The 22,272-nt window shown below is 36.9% G+C and carries 18 protein-coding genes and 6 tRNA genes; 17 read left to right on the top strand and 7 right to left on the bottom strand.

Annotated elements, in window-relative coordinates:
- From BP74_RS13420 to BP74_RS13430, 3 genes are read right to left on the bottom strand one after another with little or no spacing between them, the layout of a single operon-like run.
- Window positions 1-351 carry a cupin domain-containing protein gene (locus BP74_RS13420; protein ID WP_496374868.1) on the bottom strand — a complete coding sequence of 117 codons (351 nt, stop codon included), beginning with the start codon at window positions 349-351 and terminating at the stop codon, window positions 1-3.
- Window positions 348-1,586, bottom strand: a complete 1,239-nt coding sequence (gene argG / locus BP74_RS13425; protein ID WP_496374869.1) for an argininosuccinate synthase — start codon at window positions 1,584-1,586, stop codon at window positions 348-350. Before argG ends, BP74_RS13420 begins: the two co-directional genes overlap by 4 nt.
- 16 nt (window positions 1,587-1,602) lie before the next feature.
- Window positions 1,603-2,397 (bottom strand): GNAT family N-acetyltransferase, encoded by a 795-nt coding sequence (locus BP74_RS13430; RefSeq protein WP_496374870.1) that lies wholly within the window; start codon window positions 2,395-2,397, stop codon window positions 1,603-1,605.
- A gap of 371 nt (window positions 2,398-2,768) precedes the next feature.
- Here BP74_RS13430 and BP74_RS13435 point away from each other — a divergent pair, with 371 nt between their 5' ends.
- Window positions 2,769-3,041 carry a hypothetical protein gene (locus BP74_RS13435; protein ID WP_496374871.1) on the top strand — a complete coding sequence of 91 codons (273 nt, stop codon included), beginning with the start codon at window positions 2,769-2,771 and terminating at the stop codon, window positions 3,039-3,041.
- Between the two features lie 36 nt (window positions 3,042-3,077).
- Here the strand turns inward: BP74_RS13435 and BP74_RS13440 are convergent.
- A tRNA-Gln gene (locus BP74_RS13440) sits at window positions 3,078-3,148 on the bottom strand.
- Window positions 3,149-3,337: 189 nt separating this feature from the next.
- Between BP74_RS13440 and BP74_RS13445 the strand changes: the two genes are divergently transcribed.
- Together BP74_RS13445 and BP74_RS13450 are read left to right on the top strand one after the other, a co-directional pair.
- The gene (locus tag BP74_RS13445; RefSeq protein ID WP_496374872.1) at window positions 3,338-4,630 is read left to right on the top strand and encodes an aminotransferase class V-fold PLP-dependent enzyme; all 1,293 of its coding nucleotides are present in this window, start codon (window positions 3,338-3,340) and stop codon (window positions 4,628-4,630) included.
- 14 nt (window positions 4,631-4,644) lie between these two features.
- Window positions 4,645-6,006, top strand: coding sequence for an APC family permease (locus tag BP74_RS13450; RefSeq protein WP_496374873.1), 1,362 nt, complete (start codon window positions 4,645-4,647; stop codon window positions 6,004-6,006).
- Here BP74_RS13450 and tyrS read toward each other — a convergent pair.
- Window positions 6,000-7,277, bottom strand: coding sequence for a tyrosine--tRNA ligase (gene tyrS, locus BP74_RS13455; RefSeq protein ID WP_496374874.1), 1,278 nt, complete (start codon window positions 7,275-7,277; stop codon window positions 6,000-6,002). The two genes, BP74_RS13450 and tyrS, sit on opposite strands and share 7 nt — an antisense overlap.
- A gap of 182 nt (window positions 7,278-7,459) precedes the next feature.
- On the opposite strand from tyrS, the gene BP74_RS13460 reads away from it, so the two are divergent.
- Window positions 7,460-8,575: a putative type IX sorting system protein PorV2 gene (locus BP74_RS13460; protein ID WP_496374875.1), complete on the top strand. Its 1,116-nt coding sequence runs from the start codon at window positions 7,460-7,462 to the stop codon at window positions 8,573-8,575.
- Between the two features lie 24 nt (window positions 8,576-8,599).
- Window positions 8,600-13,762 carry a putative type IX secretion system sortase PorU2 gene (gene porU2, locus BP74_RS13465; RefSeq protein ID WP_496374876.1) on the top strand — a complete coding sequence of 1,721 codons (5,163 nt, stop codon included), beginning with the start codon at window positions 8,600-8,602 and terminating at the stop codon, window positions 13,760-13,762.
- 1,256 nt (window positions 13,763-15,018) lie between these two features.
- On the opposite strand, the gene BP74_RS13470 is transcribed toward porU2, so the two are convergent.
- Window positions 15,019-16,128, bottom strand: coding sequence for an acyltransferase family protein (locus BP74_RS13470; RefSeq protein WP_496374877.1), 1,110 nt, complete (start codon window positions 16,126-16,128; stop codon window positions 15,019-15,021).
- A 54-nt stretch (window positions 16,129-16,182) separates the two neighbouring features.
- A complete protein-coding gene (locus tag BP74_RS13475) occupies window positions 16,183-16,773 on the bottom strand; it encodes a riboflavin synthase (protein ID WP_496374878.1) in 591 nt (196 codons plus the stop codon).
- Window positions 16,774-16,871: 98 nt separating this feature from the next.
- Here BP74_RS13475 and rpsU point away from each other — a divergent pair, with 98 nt between their 5' ends.
- From rpsU to rplK, 12 genes are all read left to right on the top strand, one after another.
- The gene (gene rpsU, locus BP74_RS13480) at window positions 16,872-17,069 is read left to right on the top strand and encodes a 30S ribosomal protein S21 (RefSeq protein WP_496374879.1); all 198 of its coding nucleotides are present in this window, start codon (window positions 16,872-16,874) and stop codon (window positions 17,067-17,069) included.
- 68 nt (window positions 17,070-17,137) lie between these two features.
- Window positions 17,138-18,037 carry a tyrosine-type recombinase/integrase gene (locus BP74_RS13485; protein ID WP_496374880.1) on the top strand — a complete coding sequence of 300 codons (900 nt, stop codon included), beginning with the start codon at window positions 17,138-17,140 and terminating at the stop codon, window positions 18,035-18,037.
- A 133-nt stretch (window positions 18,038-18,170) separates the two neighbouring features.
- Window positions 18,171-18,470, top strand: a complete 300-nt coding sequence (locus BP74_RS13490) for an HPF/RaiA family ribosome-associated protein (protein WP_072836474.1) — start codon at window positions 18,171-18,173, stop codon at window positions 18,468-18,470.
- Between the two features lie 145 nt (window positions 18,471-18,615).
- Window positions 18,616-18,688: transfer RNA gene (locus BP74_RS13495), tRNA-Thr, on the top strand.
- A 19-nt stretch (window positions 18,689-18,707) separates the two neighbouring features.
- Window positions 18,708-18,790: transfer RNA gene (locus BP74_RS13500), tRNA-Tyr, on the top strand.
- A 128-nt stretch (window positions 18,791-18,918) separates the two neighbouring features.
- A tRNA-Gly gene (locus BP74_RS13505) sits at window positions 18,919-18,994 on the top strand.
- A gap of 98 nt (window positions 18,995-19,092) precedes the next feature.
- Window positions 19,093-19,164: transfer RNA gene (locus BP74_RS13510), tRNA-Thr, on the top strand.
- A 181-nt stretch (window positions 19,165-19,345) separates the two neighbouring features.
- Window positions 19,346-20,533, top strand: coding sequence for an elongation factor Tu (gene tuf, locus BP74_RS13515; RefSeq protein WP_496374881.1), 1,188 nt, complete (start codon window positions 19,346-19,348; stop codon window positions 20,531-20,533).
- 113 nt (window positions 20,534-20,646) lie between these two features.
- A tRNA-Trp gene (locus BP74_RS13520) sits at window positions 20,647-20,717 on the top strand.
- 76 nt (window positions 20,718-20,793) lie between these two features.
- Entirely contained in the window at window positions 20,794-20,988 is a 195-nt protein-coding gene (secE, locus tag BP74_RS13525; RefSeq protein ID WP_072836476.1) for a preprotein translocase subunit SecE, read from the top strand.
- Window positions 20,989-21,573, top strand: coding sequence for a transcription termination/antitermination protein NusG (nusG, locus tag BP74_RS13530; protein ID WP_496374882.1), 585 nt, complete (start codon window positions 20,989-20,991; stop codon window positions 21,571-21,573).
- Between the two features lie 247 nt (window positions 21,574-21,820).
- Window positions 21,821-22,264, top strand: a complete 444-nt coding sequence (gene rplK, locus BP74_RS13535; protein WP_496374883.1) for a 50S ribosomal protein L11 — start codon at window positions 21,821-21,823, stop codon at window positions 22,262-22,264.
- Window positions 22,265-22,272: the final 8 nt, after the last annotated feature.

Genomic DNA, 22,272 nt, shown 5'->3' on the forward strand with positions numbered 1-22,272 from the left:
TCAAATGCAATTTATCCTATCCATAGTTGTTGAGGGGTTGGAACAAAGTAAAAACTCAACATCTTCAGTCCCATTATTTTTTATGAAATGTTTTTTGCCTGGTTCAATGTGTATCCCTTCTCCAATAGTTACATCGACTATATGATCCTCAAAATGAAATTGAGCCTGGCCCTTCAGGATATAAAAAAATTGTTGTGCCTGCACATGATAATGCAACTGTTCAGAAGCCCCTGGAGGCATGCGCTCCTGCTTTATGGATAGATCATTATTATCTACTAAATTCCAGCCATCACAATCAATCCCCCATTTATAATGTTTTAAAGGATGGTATTTAGAAATGGGCGGCATCATTGATTAGCTTCCTGGACCTGGTGGTAAATGGAAGTTTGATTTCCGAAAATTTTACTAAAACCTCTCACATCTTCTCCCGTGAAGCCGGTATTCATTTCTCCGTATTTACCGAATTTGCTGCTCATCAGGTCATACTTTGATTCAATACCTATAACCTGGAACCTATAGGGTAGAAGCTGTACAAATACATCACCGGTGACATTTTCCTGGGAGCTTTGGAAAAAGGCTTCTATATCCCGCATCACAGGGTCAAGTATCTGTCCCTCGTGTAACCAATTACCATAAAATAATGCTAACTGGTCTTTCCAATTCAATTGCCATTTGGTCAATACATGCTTTTCAAGCGCATGATGTGATTTTAAAATGATCATAGGTGCAGCAGCTTCAAAACCAACCCGACCTTTGATCCCTATAATAGTGTCACCCACATGAATATCTCTTCCAATACCATAAGCACCGGCCATGGATTGAAGGTGTTGAATCGCGGCTGCAGGGTGATCAAATGCCTGTTCATTAACTGCTGTTAATTCTCCTTTTTCAAAATGCAATTTGATCTCATCGCTGCCCGTTTTCGAAACCTGTGTTGGCCAGGCTTCTTCAGGCAATATCCCTTTAGATGAAAGGGTTTCTTTTCCTCCGACACTGGTGCCCCACAGTCCTTTATTAATAGAATAAACTGCTTTGGCAAAATTCATTTCAACGCCTTTGCGCTTCAGATAATCTATCTCCTGTTCGCGGCTTAATTTAAGATCACGAATGGGTGTTATGATCTCTACACCTGGGATCATGATATGAAAGATCATATCAAAACGCACCTGGTCGTTCCCTGCACCGGTACTTCCATGTGCAACAGCTTTAGCGCCCATGGCTTTTGCATGTTCTGCTATATGCAGTGCCTGAACCAATCTTTCAGCACTTACGCTTAAAGGGTAAGTGTTATTCTTAAGAACATTACCAAAAACAAGGTATTTAATGATCCTGTCATAATAACTTTTAACAGCATCAATGGTAGTATGTGATGTAACACCTAATGCATAAGCATGGCTCTCTATGTCCTTTAATTCATTTGCTGTAAATCCACCTGTATTGACAATGATACTATGAACTTCGTATCCTTTTTCATCGGTTAAATACTTAACACAAAACGAAGTATCCAGTCCTCCGCTGAAACCAAGTATTATCTTTTCACCTTTTTTTTCCTGGGAACCTGTTAAAGAATCATATTCTGAAGCCATTGCTAATGAAAGAATTTTAGAAGTTGAAGAAGTGAAACAGGCTCATTTTGAGCTTTCTGTTCGTATTACGATCATTATTGTTCTTTTCTATTCCTCTTAATCTTTTGAGGAATTTGCTTTGTTTGATTTTTAGCAGGCGCTCATAAACCTTGCTCTTTTTTTCAAAATGCTCGCTTGTCTCCTGTGGCTGGTAATGATCTTTCGGATCATATAGCATAGCTGTGCAAAGACAGTTCTTTCGTTCCTTGCTCATTAAAATGTCATAATTGACACAGCTTTTACATCCTGCCCAAAATTTTTCATCCTGAGTGAGCTCTGAATAAGTAACAGGTTCGTAACCAAGGTCACTATTGATCTTCATAACTGCCAGGCCGGTTGTCAATCCGAAGATCTTAGCTTCAGGATATTTTTCACGGCTGAGTTTGAAGATGCATTCCTTAATAGCTTTGGCTACACCGCTTTTGCGAAATGCCGGTGAAACTATCAACCCTGAATTAGCAACATATTCGCCCTCCCAGGTTTCTATATAACAAAAACCCACCCAAGTGCCATCTTGAGATACAGCTATGACAGCCTTACCTTCCTCAATTTTCTGGGAGATGTATTCGGGCGATCTTTTAGCTATACCAGTGCCACGGGCTTTTGCCGAAGATTCCATTTCATTTGTAATGGTTTCAGCATATTTTTTATCTTCCGGTGTTGCCACCCTAATGACAATATTCTGTTCCAATTTGTAAAAAGAATTGTTGTAAGTAGTTGGATAACCAATCCTGTACCAATAAACTTGGGAGAGTTCACTGATAGGGGCCATGGTTAAGGGCTCGTCCTATCAGCAACCAGGTCGTCGTCTAGAGAGATAGCGAAAAATATCAAAACAAACATCATACATGCGGGTAGATATTTGCGCATGAAAGATATAATGCTTGTTATGTGTGTTGTTGCTCATTTCCTTTGGAATTGCAAATTTATATTTAATTCAGGTTTAATTCCAATAAATAATCATTAAATAAAGCACATTTTTCAGTTAGAAATTGTACCTGATCCTCTTTGGTGAATTATCTAAAAATCACCTAAACCCGTGATGCACCTATAAAAGCCATATTATTTTTCGGTTTTAAAGATAACCGGGCATGATATTTTCAATTAAGATTTTATGAATCTTTTATTATAATTCCCCATTTTATGATCAATTACCAGGAATATTTGTCCTTACATGAAGATTTGCAGACACAACTTTTATCCGTAGATGGAGTATGCCTGGACCTGGTTAGAAATTGCCGGAATATTAGCGTGGAATTGTATTCGCTTTACCAGTTTTATGTAGAAATCTTTTTTGATAAAACAACGGAAGAACCATTGTATTTAAAAGCATTCAATAAATTGGAATTACTTGATCCCTACCTGGAGCAGGTGGATATTGCCGAACTTAAGGAAATAAGGGAAGGGGGTTATTGATAAAATAGAAAAAACCGGTCTAAGACCGGTTTTTTGTTGAGCTACTAGGATTCGAACCTAGACAGACAGAACCAAAATCTGTAGTGCTACCGTTACACCATAGCTCAAACTCAACCTGTATTGATCCTGCGATCAAAAAGGAGTGCAAAAATAAAGGCACAGGCAAGATGAACCAAATTTTTTAAGAGATTCCTGTAATTTACCCTGGATTTGATTCAAAAACTCAAATAGATAATCACCTCTGCTAACCAACACCTTTACAGAAGAGAAAATACCTACATTTATAAAAAACCTTTATGCCTTTTGACCGCCGCAATTTTTTACAAAAAGCTGGTATGGCATCTGCCACCGCTTTTTTCAGTAGCCTGGTACAGCCATCATGGAGTAGAAACCTGGAAAGAGCATTGAAAGACAGTGAGCATTTATCTGCAGACGAACTGGCTGATGAGGAGGAGTTCTGGTATTATATACAGCAATCCTTTACAGTTTCTCCCTCCATAATTAATTTAAACAATGGGGGCGTATCTCCCGCACCAAAGACAGTGCAGGATGCTATGAAGAGGTATTATGATTACTGTAATGAAGCTCCAAGTTATTATATGTGGCGCGTGCTGGACCAGGGAAGAGAAACTTTACGAGGTAACCTGGCAAAGATGGCCGGATGTTCGCCCGATGAAATTGCTATTAACCGTAATTCCTCAGAAGGTTTGGAAACAGTAATATTCGGGTTACCCTTAAAGCAGGGAGATGAAGTAGTGGTGGCTAAACAGGATTATCCAAACGTAGTAAATGCATGGAAACAAAGGGAATTAAGGGATGGTATTAAGATCAATTGGATCAACCTGGAATTACCTACTGAGGATAAGAATTACCTGATCCGGCAATATGTTTCGGCTTTTACACCAAGAACCAGGGTTGTGAATGTTACACATATCATTAATTGGAACGGACAAATTATTCCGGTTAAGGAAATAGCTGAAGAAGCTCACAAAAGAAATATTGAAGTTTTGGTGGATGGAGCTCACAGCTTTGCTCATTTTGATTTTAAGATTCCTGATCTCAATGCAGATTATTTTGCAACAAGCTTGCATAAATGGCTATATGCTCCAATAGGAAGTGGCATGTTGTACGTAAAAAAAGAAAAGATCAGGAACATTTATCCCATGTTTGCGGGTGATAATCCATTAAAGGAGGATATAAGAAAATTTGAAAACCTTGGTACCCGTCCATTTTATATTGAGCAAGCTATTGGAAAAGCTCTTGAGTTTCATGATATGATAGGTAGCGAGCGGAAAGAAAAAAGATTACACTTTCTTAAAAACTATTGGATGGAAAAGGCGAAGGATATTCCTAAAGTGAAAATTCATACTTCTCTCAATTCTAAATGGGGCTGTGCCATAGGGCTGGTTTCAGTAGAGGGTAAAAAACCTTCCGAGCTGGATAATTTTCTATTTAACAATTATAAAATTCATACAACGTCAATTGAATGGGAAAACATTAAGGGAGTTCGAATAACCCCTAATGTTTATACAACCACCAAAAACCTGGATGTCCTGGTTAATGGTATAGCCAATTTTGCAAAGGCTTAGGTGATAAAATATACATGTCCCATAATTTAAAAAGAAGGATTACACTATTGCAGGCCACTTCAATCAATATGATTGACATGGTGGGTATAGGGCCATTTGTTGTAATCCCTTTGGTAATTGGTTATTTCAACAGCCCTTTATTTTTATGGGCCTGGATATTTGGGGCTTTAATAGCATACCTGGATGGAATGATTTGGAGTGAATTAGGCGCTTCTTATCCATTAGCCGGAGGGAGTTACAATTTTTTAAGAGAGGCTTATGGTAAGAGAGGGGGGAAGCTAATGAGCTTTTTATTTGTCTGGCAAACTTCAATCCAGGCACCCCTGGTGGTAGCTTCGGGTTCCATAGGTTTTGCACAATATGTAAAATATTTAGTACCTCTGAATTTCTACGAGGAAAAGCTAGTTTCAGTAGGAGTCATTGTTTGCCTTGTTTTACTATTATACAGGAAAATTGAAACTATTGGAAAGCTATCAGTTTTACTTTGGGCAGGAGTAATGATTACTATAATTTGGATCATTGCAGGTGGGTTTACACATAAACATATCCCATATAATTTCTGGCCTGCTGATTCAAGCCAGTTTTTTAAAGCAGCTTTCTGGGTCGCGCTTGGGCAGGGGAGTGTGAAAACTATTTATAGTTACCTAGGATACTATAATGTTTGCCATTTGGGCGGTGAGATATTAAAACCGGAAAGGAATATCCCGAAAAGTATATTTATTTCCATTACAGGCATTGCTATATTATATCTTTCAATGAACATTAGCATTGCTGGTGTAATTCCATGGCAGGAAGCACAACAATATTCTTTTATAGTTAGTGTTTTTATTGAAAGGATCTATGGAATGGGAGCGGCCAGAATTGCTACAGGCCTGGTATTATGGGTTGCCTTTGCCTCTCTGTTTGCCGTATTGTTAGGATACTCCAGGGTGCCATATGCAGCGGCCCTGGATAATAATTTTTTTAAACCTTTCGCCAGGCTACACCCTACAAAGGAATTTCCATACATTTCCTTATTATATATAGCAGGATTGGGAATCATTTTTTCTCTAAGCTTTTCCCTGAAAGGAGTGATCAGTGCAATCCTGGCAATGAGAATCCTGGTGCAGTTTATTGCCCAATCAGTAGGAGTGGTTCTTCTTAGAAAGAGAAACAAAGGCAAGGTCTTACCTTTCAGCATGTGGTTTTATCCCCTTCCAGTGATCACCTCGATTTTGATATGGCTGTTCGTATTTTTTTCAACCGGTTGGCTTGCTGTCTGGGGGGTCTTTATAGCCATTGCGGGAGTGATTGCTTTTTTTATAAAGGAACATTTTGAAAAAAAGGCCATTTTATTAAAAACAATGGAAGAGAAAAGTCCCACTACTTTTTACTGAACTACCAGCAGGTAATAATTCTTTTTCCCCTTTTGGATCAACAGGTATTTATCATGAAGTAACTGTGATGCATTAATCATATCTGTAACACCGGAAACTTTGAGGCGATTTATACTAACTCCCCCATTCTGGATCATTTTCCTGGCTTCGCCTTTACTCGGAAATACATTTGTCTCTGATAAAAGGGAAATTACATCTATACCATTACCTAATTTCTCTTTGCCATATGAAATATGGACTATGCCCTCCATTCCTTCAAGATCTTCTGCACTTAGTGATTCGGCAGATGCATTTTGTTGGGTAAATAGTTTTTGTGTTGTTTCAACAGCTTTTTTATATTCATCATTACCATGTACCAATATGGTAAGTTCCTCAGCGAGTTTTCTCTGCAAAACCCTGGCAGAAGGGTTCGATTGATGTTCGTTTATGAGAGCATCTATTTCTTCCTTTGGCAAAAATGTAAATATTTTAATCCATTTTTCTGCATCACTATCTGCTGCATTTAACCAAAACTGATAGAATTGGTAGGGGGAGGTTTTGTTGCCATCCAGCCAGATATTGCCCTGTTCAGTCTTTCCAAATTTTCCGCCATCTGCTTTTGTAATAAGCGGGCAGGTAAAGGCAAATGCTTCGCCACCAGTCTTGCGACGTATCAATTCAGTACCCGTCGTAATATTACCCCATTGATCGCTGCCACCCATCTGAAGCTTACAGTTTTTATTAGTATAAAGCCAGTAAAAATCATAACCCTGTATCAACTGATAAGTGAATTCTGTAAAACTGATGCCTGATTCATTTTCTATTCTTTTTCTAACACTATCCTTACTCATCATATAATTTACTGTAATGTGTTTTCCCACATCCCTGATAAACTGTAGAAAATTCATTTCCCTGAACCAATCATAATTATTAACCATTTCCGCAGCATTGGGCCTGCCAGGGGTAAAATCCAGAAACTTCATTAACTGGTTTTTTACACCCTCCTGGTTTCTTTGCAATTCTTCTTCACTTAAAAGGTTTCTTTCCTGGCTTTTTCCACTAGGATCACCCACCATGCCAGTGGCGCCACCTACTAATGCAAATGGTTTATGCCCAGACCTTTGCATATGCACTAATATTAAAATGGGAACAAGGCTTCCAATATGGAGGGAATCGGCCGTGGGGTCGAAGCCAATATATCCAGAAGTCATTTCCTTATTTAGTTGTTCTTCAGTTCCCGGGACAATATCCTGTATGAGGCCGCGCCAGCGCAATTCCTGGATCAAATTCATTTTTCTATGGCTTTGAGGGACAAAAGTAGGTACCAAAAGGCAATTTCGTCTTAAGTGCCTCGTTTTCAGTAAGTATTTCTACCTGCCATATTATGAATTTGGTGATTTGTAGTTTACATTTGTTTTGCAACCAGACTAGTTAAAATCCAATACTAATCCATTGCTTATTGAAAATTGACGAAATGAAAATCAACCACCTGGTTTTAATGCTGGTTTTCCTTGCCAGTATAGCCACTGCTTCTGCTCAATTCAGAAAGTATTCCAATGAATTTTTAAATATCGGTGCAGGTGCACGCGGATTAGCTATGGGAAGTGCCCAGGTAGCTTCAGTAATGGATGGCACTGCAGGTTATTGGAACCCGGCAGGACTTGTAGGTGTAAAAGATCATCCAAATGTGAATATCATGCATGCGGAATATTTTGCGGGCATAGGTAAGTATGATTTTGCCAGTATAGCCTTACCTGTTTCCGGAAATAAAAGAACCATAGGCTTTTCAGCATTACGCTTTGCCGTGGATGATATCATGAACACACTTTTTTTGGTTGAACCTGATGGTTCTGTCAATTACAATAATATCCAGGCTTTTTCCTCAGCTGATTATGCATTTCTTTTCTCTTTTGCTCAAAAATTAAAAGAAACCACTAATAAGAATGTCAATTTTGGTTTGAATGCCAAAGTAATTCATAGGAGTGTGGGAAAGTTTGCAAAAGCCTGGGGATTTGGTTTAGACGCAGGATTGCAAATAAAGGCTGATAAATGGCGTTTTGGATTTGCAGGGCGGGATATCACCACTACATTCAATGCCTGGTCCTTCAGTTTTACAGAAAAAGAAAAGGAAGCATTATACCTTACTAATAACGAAATACCTGTAAAATCAACTGAAATGACAGCTCCAAGGCTTGTACTGGGAGTTGCAAGAGATTTCAGGTTAGGAAAGAAATCATCTCTCATGGCAGAAGCCAATTTTGATCTCACTTTTGATGGTAAAAGAAATACCCTGATCAGTGCCGATCCTGTGAGTGCTGATCCTAAACTGGGACTGGAGTTTAATGTGAATAACGTTTTCTTTCTGCGGGGAGGGATCAATAATTTCCAAAAAGGTTTAGCAGACGGAGACACCTTAAACATAAAAAAGGTGTGGATCTACCAGCCGAGTGCCGGTGCAGGTTTCAAAATACAAAATGTAAAGATCGACTACGCCTTTACAAATCTTGCCAACCAATCAAATCCCTTGTTCACCCATGTCTTTTCTCTCCAGGTTGACCTTGTGAATGATAAAAAGAAAAAGAATAAATAATCCTACTCTTCAAAACTATATTTCATGAAAAAATTTCTATTTGGTTTATTGGTAATCTGCAGCTTTATGGCTAAGGCTCAGGTATACAATAACGAATGGATTCAAGACTTTTCAAAGTCTTACTATAAATTTAAAGTTGGAAAAGACGGCCTTTTTCGAATATCCAAAACCTTGTTGGATAGTGCGGGTTTGGGTGCAGTTCCTGCCGAGCAATTTCAGCTATGGCGAAATGGTGTCCAGGTACCCATATATACTTCTGTTGCTTCAGGGGCATTTCCTGTAGGTGCATACATTGAGTTTTGGGGACAAATGAACGATGGAATACCAGATAAGCAATTATACAGGCGACCGGAATACCAGGTTGATGATAAGTGGAGCTTATCCACTGACACTTCTACCTATTTTTTAACATCAAATACATCAATAACCAATAACCGTAGAATAGTTAATGATAATAATGATGTATCCGGAACAACATTACCTGTAGAACCCTACTTTATTTACACAGCTGCCAAACATTTTAAGGATAAAATCAATAATGGAAAGGCCGTTAATGTAGGCGAAAACTTATATTCATCTTCCTATGATAAAGGTGAAGGCTGGTCATCTGCAGATATAGTGACCTCTGCTTCTACAAGCGGCATATCTTATGGTAGCAATGCTTCAACTTTAAACAATTTATTTGTTTATACAGGTGCTGGTGCACCATCACCTTCATTCAAAATAGCAATCTCTGGAAATGCTAATTATTTAAGACGTTATACAGCATCTATAAATGGCGATTCCATAGTGGGAAATCAATTTATTGAATATAACTCTGTAATTGATTCGGCTACTTTTAATTTATCAAGTATATCATCTAGTTCAGCTACTATAAGCATTAAAAACATTGCTTATGTTGAGTGCCCTACAGATCTGCCATGTCAAACAGATAGAATTGTAATTCATAAATATGAATTGAATTATCCAAGGATGTTTAATTTCGGCGGAAGCAGCAATTTTGAGTTTATTCTTCCTGCAAACAGTACTGGTTATAATCTTGAAATTTCTAATTTCCTTTTTGGAAATACTGCACCCATTCTCTATGATCTTTCAAATGATAAAAGGTATGTAGCGGATATATCAGCTGCACCGTTATTAAAATTTGTTTTGCCCTCTTCAGATATTATACACAGATTAATATTAGTAAGTGAGGATGCGTCAAATATCAACACCGTTTCCCGACTTCAAAATATTTTATTTAAGGATTATAGTAAGCCAGACCAGGTGGGAGATTACCTGATTATTTCACACCCATATTTATTTAATGGACCTAATGGGAATCCTGTTGAAGATTATAGGGCTTACAGAAGTTCAGCAGCAGGAGGATCATTTGATGCTAAAATATACCTGTCCGATGAATTGATAGACCAGTTTGCATTTGGAATAAAAAAACATCCTTTAGGTATCAGGAACTTTATTCGATTTGCCAGGAAGACCTATACAGTATTACCTAAGCACGTATTTATTATTGGCAGTGGCGTTTATTATCTGCATCAAAAGGCATTTGAAAACAGTACAGACCCAACTGTAAAGTCCAACCTGGACCGGTTAAATCTTGTACCCACATTTGGATGGCCTGCATCGGATATTTTATTGACAGCGGAGCCGGGAAGTTCTATTCCTGAAATACCTATAGGTCGAATATCTGTTGTTTATCCCCAGGAAGTATCTGTATACCTGAATAAAGTAAAGGAATACGAACAGGCTCAAGCCAATCAATCGCCTTCTTCAGATAGAAAATGGATGAAGAATGTGATCCATATTGTTGGTGCCAGTGACGATAACCTTGGAAATATATTATCCCAGTCAATGGAAGGGTTCCGAAAAATTATTATTGACACGCTCTATGGTGCTAACGTTTCAACTTTTTCCAAAAGTTCTGCAGATGCCGTGCAACAATTAAATAGCCAGGATCTCACAGATTTAATAAATAATGGAACAAGTTTAATAACCTATTTTGGGCATTCATCTGCCAGTACTTTGGAGTTTAACTTGGACAATCCAGAAAACTATTCCAACCAGGGTAAATATCCATTATTTATAGGTTTAGGATGTAATGCCGGTAATTTCTTCAGTTATAATCCTACTCGTTTTATAACGAAAGAAACTCTATCAGAAAAGTATGTATTATATCCAAATCGTGGAACTATCGGGTTTATTTCCAGTACGCATTTTGGCATTGTTCAATACCTGGACATATGGAATTCCCGGGCATATAAAAGGATCAGTAATACCAGCTACGGAAAAAGTATCGGGGAGATCATGAAGAAAACAGCTGAAGATGTATTTAGTGCTCAATCCCAGGAAGATTTTTATGCCAGGGCTAATGTTGAAGAAAGCGAGCTTCATGGTGATCCAGCGATAACTATAAATTCTCCTTCTAAGGCTGATTATGTAATCGAAGATCAAATGGTAAAAGTCACACCAGGATTTGTATCGGTGGCAGATGCCTCTTTCAAAGTAGATATAAAATCTTTAAACCTGGGGAAGGCTGTAAAGGATAATATAATTGTTGAAGTAAAACGCCAATATCCAGATCAATCTATAGTAGAAATTAAAAGGGATACAATTTTTAAAACTTCGGAAAGGACATTTTCAAACTTTTCCAGGTTTCAGGATTCTGTATCTCTAACGATTCCAATCGATCCAATCCATGATAAAGGATTGAATAAAATTATAGTAACAGTAGATCCGGATAATGAAGTGGACGAATTATTTGAAACAAATAATAGTGTTACAAAGGATATAATGATTTATGAGGATGAAGCCCGACCCATTTATCCTTATAACTATGCCATCCTTAATAAGAACAATATCAAAATGTTCGCTTCTACAGCTAATGCATTCAGTCCAAGTAAGGAATACAAAATGGAAATGGATACAACAGAGCTGTTTAATTCGCCTTTTAAAATAACAAAATCCATTACGCAGGCTGGCGGCGTTATGGAGTTTGATCCGGGAATTAGCTTTACTGACAGCACCGTATATTACTGGAGGGTAGCACCAGTCCCCACATCAGGGCCTTTTGCCTGGAATACAGCCTCTTTTATTTATTTACCTAACAGTGGACCAGGGTTCAATCAATCTCATTTTTACCAGCATTTAAAATCCGGCACAGAAAATATTAGCCTGGATTCCAGTTCTAGAAGCTGGAGTTATAATAATAGTACAAGTGATGTATTTGTCAGGAATGGAGTATTCCCGACTGCTGCAAATTTTGCTGTAGACTTTTCGGTAGCTATAAACGGGGATGCATATATGAGAAGTGTTTGTGGGATAGGAAATATTATTGTGAATGTAATAGATTCCCGCACCTTTCAGCCCTGGTTAAATTCAACTGCAGGTTCAAGCAGGTATGGAAGTGACCCTGTTTGTGCAGACGATAGGAAATATAATTTTCAATTTAATATTCTTGATACAAATAAACGAAGGAAGCTTGTTGAGTTTTTAGATTTAATTCCCAAAGGATTTTTTGTGATAGTTAGAAACACTTCTGGTACAGAAATGTCAAGTAATACCTATCCTGCAACCTGGAGGAATGATACCAGTTATTTAGGTGCAGGAAATAGTATTTATCATAGGTTATATAACCAGGGATTTACCGATATTGATTCATTTAACAGGCCAAGAGCATGGATATTTATCTATAAGAAAGATAATGGTACAGAATTTCAATCCAAGTATTCATTTAGCCAGGGTTTATATGATAAAATCACATTGGCTGCTACATGCAATACAAAGGATACAATCGGATTTATCACATCTCCGCAATTTGGCCCCGCTAAAGCATGGAAGCAATTAATTTGGGCAGGAAAGACAACAGATTCAACTGCAGGTGATGATCCTGTTATTAACATTATAGGACTTACATTAAGCGGGAAGTCAGAAACATTATTCAAGGATATACATTTAAATCAGCAAACATTTGATATTTCTACAATCAATGCCAGGCAATATCCTTTCCTGGAATTGCACATGCGCAATATAGATACGACCAATTATACTCCTTTTCAATTGGGTTATTGGAGAATATTAAATGACCCTGCTCCTGAGGGGGCAGTTGCACCAAATATTTATTATAGCATGTCTGATACTTTGGATATTGCTGAACCTTTAAATTTTAAAATAGCTTTTAAAAATGTGAGTGATGTTGATTTTTCTGATAGTATCAAAATAAAAGCTACAATAACTGATAAAAATAATGTCATACATACGATGCCTGTCTGGAAACAGAAGGCATTAATTAAAAATGACACATTACTTATTAATAATCCACTGGATACCAGAAAATTAGCAGGTAACAACTCTGTTTTGGTTGAGGTAAACCCCAATAATGATCAGCCGGAACAATATCATTTCAATAATGTATTTTATAAAGCATTCTATGTGCGCCCGGATACAATAAATCCGGTTATGGATGTAACATTTGATAATGTTCATATTTTAAATCATGACATTGTATCTGCACGTCCTGATATAATAATCAAATTAAAGGATGAGGCTAAATGGTTTCTTTTGAATGATACATCAACCATGAAGGTTCAGGTGCGTTTCCCTGATGGTCATTTACAAGACTACAGTTTTGATGGAACAACGATGCAATATACCCCGGCGCAACAAGCTCCAAGTTTTAATAATACAGCCACACTAACTGTAAAACCATTCTTTGACCAGGATGGAGATTACGAGCTTCTGGTAACAGGTAAAGATATGAGCCAAAACCAGGCAGGTGCCTTGCAATACAGAGTATCGTTCCAGGTTTTTAATAAGGCGATGATATCAAATATGTTGAATTACCCAAATCCATTTACCACATCAACGGCATTTGTATTTACGATAACTGGAAGTGAAGTACCTCAGAATATAAAAATTCAAATATTAACTGTTACGGGTAAAATTGTCAGGGAGATCACAAAAGACGAATTAGGTCCGCTTCGGGTTGGTCGAAACATTACAGAATTCAAATGGGATGGAACGGATCAATATGGGCAGAAATTGGGCAATGGAATTTATTTGTACAGAGTGGTAACTAATTTAAATGGTAAATCATTAGATAAGTTCAATCAATTGGATACTAATGGAAAGGCTTATGACCTGGATAAATACTTCAATAAGGGATATGGCAAAATGTACCTAATGAGATAATTATTATTGAAACTTTTGTATAGTTAGTACAATAGCTTTCCTTCTTAAAGGAAAGCTATTGTTTTTTAAGTTTGAAGGTAATTAGTAAGATGGCGATTAATTCTTACATGGTATTTTCATTGATACATTACTGGACATCAATAAAAAAAATGGTAGTAAACTTAAGATAAATCTGTTATGCCATTCATCACAAGAAAGTATGACTGTAACCGTAACGAGAAAGATAAGACAAATAAAGTAGATTGTTTGAGGTAGAAAATATCTTATTTGATTTTTTAAATTCAAAATACCTAAAACGTAGGTTGTATAAAATAAGATTGCTATAAAAATGTTGTGGGGTAAGGCATAGTAATTTCGAATTACACCATAAAAAGTTATTAGTCTTTTAAATGCCAAACTTATAAATAGTGTTGTATGGTTTGTTATGATGAACCATAGCTTCCCGATTTCATTATTACCAATATTATTTGCAATGTTATTAGGGATTTTTATTGTTGGAATGCCACAAATAATCATTTCATAATTGTAAGGCTTCAGAAAATCTAATTCTCCGCCTGAGTTTAGTGTTATATTAATTAAAAAAAAGAACAATAAAATTCCTATGACTAAGAAAAGAGATAAAAGATAAAATGCTTTTTTTTTATAAAATTGGAAAACAATATAAATGAGTGTGGCTGGTAAAAAAAATACCCCTGTTGGTCTGGTAAAATATAATAAGCTAAGTCCAATAAATAACACACAGATATTTTTTAAGGATAGCTTAGTAATGGTGAAAAGTATATAAGTGTAAATGATCCCAAGGCTAAAATACAATGACTCTGTAAAAAGATATAGATTATATACCTGGTAATAGATCATGCATAATAATATGGCAGTTATGAGAAAGGATCTAAAGTGATTTTTAGTAAAAAATACACTTAGTTTATAGAACAATAACATGGACAGGCCATTTAGCACCAATTGTATTAGTACTACCAACCAGGGGAAAGTATTTGTTGATTTGCTTATGACAATAAGCAGGATTTGAATCGAATAGAAGATAAAATTTTTAGATGTAAAACCTCCGTTCTCTAATAATGAGTTTGCCTGTTCGATATATTTTGTTGCTTCGAATTGAGTTTCAATCCCAAAACGCCAGAATAAAAATAAATGAATTAGTAACCATAATATTCCAAGTAATATTAAACTCTTTTTTAAATTAAACCACCTGGAGATGTATAAAAGTTCCATTATGAAATGCGTAATGTGAATTATTACTAATAATTTTTTACTAAATATTTTTTAAGATCTAACACAGGTTTTTCCAATAGATAAAAACTGGCGAGGCTTAAGACAAAAGTTGCCAATAGGCTTAATATAGAGATTGATAATGATGATTTTAATATTAATGGCAAGAATGTGATCGAATAATGTGAAAGTAAATAGGCAATAACTAGATAAACAGGTAAATGGAAAACATAAAGGCCATAAGATATTTTCCCTAAGTAATTCAATATATAGAGATTTTTGATCCAAAAGTTTAATTTGGATTCATTGGTTATAAGTAGATAAATAATACATCCAAAAAAAGCAGCAGTTATACTATAGCCAATGGTGGGAAAGAGAAAATTGTCTTGTTTAACATTTCCATAGATGGAAACGCTGCATATTATTAATGTAAAAAAGCTTGAAAAAATTAATTTGATTATTGATTTTGGAATTACTTTTTCCTGCCATAATTGAATTGATATTAAACTTCCTATTAGCAAATTATCCATTCTTGTAAAAGTATTATAATAATATGCTTCCACTGCGTGAGGATTTATCATCCAAATACAAACCCGAAACAATATTGCTAGTCCAATTAATACTCCAATAATTTTTTTTAGTGTTTTAATTTTGTTGATAATCAATATTATAATTGGCCATATAATATAGAATTGTTCTTCAATGGCAAGAGACCATAAATGGGTTAAATAGGGTTCAGGTGGAGAACCTTTAAAAATCATTAACCAGTTTTGCATAAATAGCCAAAACCAACTCTGATTCTGACTGTAATAAGTAAATGTAGAATCGAGTGATTTGTTTAAAAAAAATATAGGTGAAAGGGTGAAAAATATTAATAACGTTAGATAGTAGAGAGGTAAAATTCTTAAAATCCTTTTTATATAAAAATCAGAAAAATAAAATTTATTTTCTCTTGTACGCAAGAGGATGTCTGTAATGAGATAACCTGAAAGCACGAAAAATAAATCTACTCCTATCCAACCAAATCGAAAAAAGCTGGAATACCAAAATAAGTGATATAAAAGGACAATAGAAATAGCGAAACCCCTTGCGATATTGAGTGTAGGGTAATACACCCTTGAAGCAGTTTGTATTTGCATGGAGTAAATTCTGGTGGAATGAGGAAAACTTAAATTCTAAAGTATAATGTTATTTTAATTTTTCAGTATCATTTTTCTAAGAATATACTTCCCAATCATATCAAATTCCAGGTTGACTTTACCTTTTTCCTTTAAATTCCGAAGATTGGTATGTTCGTAAGTATATGGTATAATGGCAACTTTAAATGAACCTTTTTTCACCTCAAAAGCGGTCAAGCTAATACCATTTATACAAATGGATCCTTTTTCAATAATCAATGGAGCAAACTTTTTTGGAAAGGCAAATTCAAATTCAAAGCTCCCTGATTTGTCTTTAATATTTTTGCAGGTACCCGTTGTGTCCACATGACCCTGGACGAAATGACCATCCATCCTGCCCGAAAGTAACAGGCTTCTTTCCAGGTTAATAATGCTTCCGGGAGCCCAGTAATTTAATTCTGTTTTATTTAATGTTTCAGCAACAGCTGTTACTTTATGACGGTCGGATTCAATTTCCTCCACAGTAAGGCAGACTCCATTGTGTGCAACACTTTGATCGACCCTAAGTTCTGACGAAATAGTAGATTTTATCCAAAAACTCTTATTGGTGCCTGAAATAGTAATATCTGTAATTATGCCTGTACTTTCAATAATGCCTGTAAACATGAGGTAAAATTCGGTAGTTTTTACATTTTATTTTGGATTAAAACCTTTTAGAACCTTATCTTTGCCCACCCTAAAACAATTTAAAGGAGGTATATAGCATGCTTATTATTGATTCAAAGGACTGCGAAAACATAGATAAAGCTTTAAAGAAATATAAAAAGAAATTCGAAAAAGCTAAGATCTTATTGCAGTTGCGTGAAAGGCAATCATTCACCAAGCCTTCTGTTCAGCGCAGAAACCAAGTGTTGAAGGCTGTTTACAAGCAAAAAATAGCAAGCGGTAAGATCGAAGCTTAAAATAAGCTTTTACCTCTTCAATATATAGTATAGCTGCAAGGTATTTTGTACTTTGCAGCTATTGTTTTATGCAGATACCTCATCCAATTATCCAACCTTTTATTGATTACCTGAAATTTGAAAAACGGTACTCGCAGCATACTATAATTTCTTACCAGGGAGATCTGATTTCTTTTTTTGATTATATACTCCATCAATATGGAGATACTCCGTTGAACTCTTTATCACATTTGTATATAAGGAGCTGGCTGGCTTCTTTAAAAGATGAAGGATTAACGGCAAGGTCAATAAACAGGAAAATTTCAAGTTTAAAGTCTTTTTTTAAATATAATCTCAAAAGAGGGGAGATTAGCCAGAGTCCAATGGGGAAGGTAATTGCCCCTAAAAACCAACAGCGGTTACCTGAATTTATTAAGCAAAAGGATCTTGAAACTTTAATCAAACATGTTGAATTTTCTGATGACTGGGCAGGAAAAACGGACAAACTCCTTATTATTTTATTTTACAATACCGGGATGCGGTTAAGTGAGCTGATCAACCTTAAAAGAAACCAGGTCAATTTTGCTAACCAGTCCATTAAAGTTTTAGGAAAGGGGAATAAGGAACGTATTATTCCAATAAGTCCGGATTTGAAAAGTTCTTTGCAAGAATACATACTTGGTTCAGACCAGGAATTTCCAAATTTCGAAAAGGAATATGTGCTGCACACAGATACCGGACGACAACTGGGTGCCCGGAAAGTTTATACAATTGTAACCAGGTATTTAAGCCTGGTTACTACAGCAGAGAAACGTAGCCCACACGTATTGAGACATAGTTTTGCCACCCACCTGATGAATAACGGTGCTGATCTGAATGCCGTAAAGGAACTATTAGGACATAGCAGTTTAGCCGCTACCCAGGTTTATACCCACAACACTATTGAGAAATTGAAAGAGATATATAAAAAATCACATCCTAAAGCATAAAATTGACCAGGATCCTTAAATAAATGCTTAATCTTCTTGGTAAAAAATGGGTTATGGTTTAACTTCATATCGGACACAAAACCCAAATGAAGTAGTTCTTTGAATCATTTTTTCACAGCTTAAATCAATTTCTATGATTGTTCATGTTCAAGCAATTCATTTTGATGCAGACAGCAAACTGATAGATTATGTAACTAAGAAAATTGAGAAGTTACAGCAATACCATGACCGGATCATCAAAGTGGATGTCTTTCTGATCTTAGATAATGTAGTTCATACAATTAAAGATAAGATTGCAGAAATCAGGGTACATGTTCCGAAATCAGATTTTTTTGTAAAAACAACAAGCAAGTCATTTGAGGCTTCTTTTGATGAAGCACTGGAAGCCATTGTACAACAAATAAAAAAGAAAAAAGAAAAGCAAGCAGCTTAGTTAATTATAGACCCCGGCACCCCGGGGTCTTTTTATTTTCAGGATAATAGAATTTTTTTCTCATCAATATTTTTTCAATTGTCATTTTCCTTTACCTTTGCCTTCCCAAAAAAAGGGGTAGTTCTTTGTTGATTATTAAAAACTTGCCACTTTAGCTCAGCTGGTAGAGCAACTGATTTGTAATCAGTAGGTCGTTGGTTCGATTCCGACAAGTGGCTCAGGAATAATTTCTCAGAGGGGCAGGTTCCAGAGCGGCCAAATGGGGCGGACTGTAAATCCGCTGTCTTTCGACTTCAGTGGTTCGAATCCACTCCTGCCCACCGAATCAAAAATGCAATCAGTCATTTTATTATGTACTTATTGTTTTTTTGAATTAAGTTCTTTTAAATCGCGTGCATTTTTGCATTACAGTTGATTGTTGCATCTTGACGCATTTGCATTTTGATAAGCGGAAGTAGCTCATTTGGTAGAGCGATAGCCTTCCAAGCTATAGGTGGCCGGTTCGAGCCCGGTCTTCCGCTCCAGGTAAGATGACAGACTTGCTACATGCAAGCGGTGATAGTGACAGTTGATGATTGCTCTTCACTGATTGCTAACAATGGTCAACTGTCAACCGACAAAAGCCGTTGTAGCTCAGGGGCAGAGCACTTCCTTGGTAAGGAAGAGGTCGTGAGTTCAATTCTCATCAACGGCTCTTCTTTTCGTATTTGAAATGCTTGCATTCAGATGCGTAATGAAAACATAAATGTAATAAGTGATGGAAGGTTTGGAGTTTCCATTGCTGAAAACATAAAGTATCCTTCGATTCATTGAAAAATGATAGGAGGTTTTTCAATTTAATAAATTTGTAACTCCACAACTAAAAACCGATAAAAATGTCTAAAGAGACCTTTAAGAGGGAGAAACCTCACGTTAACGTTGGTACCATCGGTCACGTAGACCACGGTAAAACAACATTGACTGCCGCTATTACTGAGATCCTTTCTAAAAAGGGATTAGCGACAGCAAAAAAATATGATGAAATTGACGGTGCACCTGAAGAAAAAGAAAGGGGTATCACCATCAATACCGCTCACGTTGAATATCAAACAGCAAACCGTCACTATGCGCACGTTGACTGTCCTGGTCACGCTGACTATGTGAAGAACATGATTACAGGTGCTGCCCAGATGGATGGTGCTATTTTAGTTGTGGCTGCCACAGACGGTCCTATGCCTCAAACAAAGGAACACATCCTTCTTGCCCGCCAGGTAGGTGTACCTCGTATTGTGGTATTTATGAATAAAGTTGACCTTGTTGATGATCCTGAATTATTGGAGCTTGTGGAAATGGAAATCCGTGAATTATTGAGCTCTTATGGTTTTGATGGAGATAATACTCCAATTATCAAAGGTTCTGCAACCGGTGCTTTAGCTGGTGAAGAAAAATGGGTTAAAGGTGTTGAAGAATTGATGGATGCTGTAGATAGCTACATTCCATTGCCTCCACGCCCGGTTGATCAACCATTCCTGATGTCAGTTGAAGACGTATTCTCCATTACTGGTCGTGGTACTGTTGCTACTGGTCGTATTGAGAGAGGTCGCATCAAAGTTGGTGAAAGTGTTGAGATCGTTGGTTTACAGGAAACTCCACTTACCTCCACTTGTACAGGTGTTGAAATGTTCCGCAAGTTATTGGATGAAGGTGAAGCTGGTGATAATGCAGGTTTATTGTTACGTGGAATTGAGAAAACTCAGATCCGCCGTGGTATGGTTATCTGTAAGCCAGGTTCTATCACTCCTCACACTGAGTTCAAAGGTGAAGTTTACGTATTAAGCAAAGAAGAAGGTGGACGTCATACTCCATTCTTCCAAAAATATCGTCCTCAGTTCTATTTCAGAACTACAGACGTTACGGGTGAAGTAGAATTGCCAGCAGGTACGGAAATGATCATGCCTGGTGATAATACCTCATTAACTGTTAGACTGATCCAGCCTATCGCGATGGAGAAAGGTTTGAAGTTTGCGATTCGTGAAGGTGGTCGTACAGTTGGTGCCGGTCAGGTTACCGAAATCTTAAAATAAGCTTTAAGCCACAAGCTTTTAGCTTTATCCGCCAAGGCGGATTGCAAATGATCACTATATTTGCAATATAATTCTAAAAGCTGTTAGCCTTTGCTAATAGCTTTTAGCTTTCTACGGGCATAGTTCAATGGCAGAATAGCGGTCTCCAAAACCGTTGATGGGAGTTCGAATCTCTCTGCCCGTGCTAATTTTGATTTGAAAATGAATGATTTGGTTCGTAAGATGCCAGGTTGATCATTTCAGATTTCCAAATTGCAACCATGAATAAAGTATCTAATTATTTCCGTGATTCTTATAAAGAATTAATGGAAAAGGTAACCTGGCCTAACTGGACACAGTTACAGCAGTCCACTATGATCGTTTTAGCGGCAACTTTGCTGATAACAGCAGTGGTAGGAGCTATGGACTTTGTAGCCGCAGGCGGGTTGAATCTTATCTATAAAATGTTCAAATAAATGGAAGCTACAGCACAAAATACGCAACAGCCGCAACAACAGGAAACCAAGTGGTATGTTCTGCGTGTTGTAAGTGGCAAGGAGCGAAAAGTAAAAGAATACCTTGACAAGGAAGTATCAAGAGGTGGATGGAGCGACGTGGTTAAGCAGGTTTTTTTACCGGTTGAGAAAGTATATAAGGTTCAGAATGGAAAGAAAGTAATGCGGGAGCGTAACTATTATCCCGGTTATGTAATGATTGAAATTGCTGATGGTAAATTAAGCGATGACCTTAGAGATGTAATCAAAAATACTTCTAATGTTATCCATTTTCTAGGCAAGGAAAATCCAATTGCTTTACGCAAAGCCGAGGTAAATAAAATGCTCGGTAAAATGGATGAAATGGCCGAAGCGGGTGGTGTAAGCATGAGCGAGCCATTTATTGTTGGTGAGACAATTAAGATTATAGAAGGTCCTTTCAATGATTTTAATGGTGTGATTGAAGAGGTAAATGATGAAAAGAAAAAATTAAAAGTAACAGTAAAGATCTTCGGGCGTTCTACACCTGTCGAATTGAATTATATGCAGGTAGAAAAGATCAGCTAATAAAATAAGCTTATAATATAAAGCCATCCTCATTCAGGATGGCTTTTCTTTTTATTGCTCTTTATCTATTCTGTTTTAAGCCTCTTTAACAAAAAAAGTCACACAGATTGCTGCTTTTTAAAGCTAAATAATCTACTTTTGCGTCCCCAATTAGTTCTTTTTTGTCCCGCAAGACGGGTTATGAGGAATTTGGGAGACCTGGTAGTCGCTGAGATGAAGGGTCGCTTGAACCAATAAATCGAAGAAAATGGCAAAAGAAATCACTGGCTATGTAAAGCTTCAGTGCAAAGGTGGCCAGGCTAATCCTGCACCTCCAATTGGTCCGGCATTAGGTTCCAAAGGTGTTAACATCATGGAATTCTGTAAGCAATTCAATGCAAGGACTCAAGACAAAATGGGAAAAGTTCTCCCTGTATTACTTACTGTTTATTCTGATAAGTCTTTTGACTTCGTCATTAAAACTCCACCAGCAGCAGTTCAACTGAAGGATGCCGCAAAAATTCAAAGTGGTTCAAAAGAGCCTAATCGTCAAAAAGTAGGAAAGGTAACCTGGTCACAGGTTGAAGAGATCGCAAAAGATAAAATGGCCGATCTTAACGCCTTTACATTGGAAAGCGCCATGAGCATGGTAGCTGGTACTGCCCGCAGTATGGGTTTGACGGTTGAAGGAACTGCTCCATGGCAAAAATAATTTTGAAC

This window comes from Flavisolibacter ginsengiterrae DSM 18136, assembly GCF_059568575.1.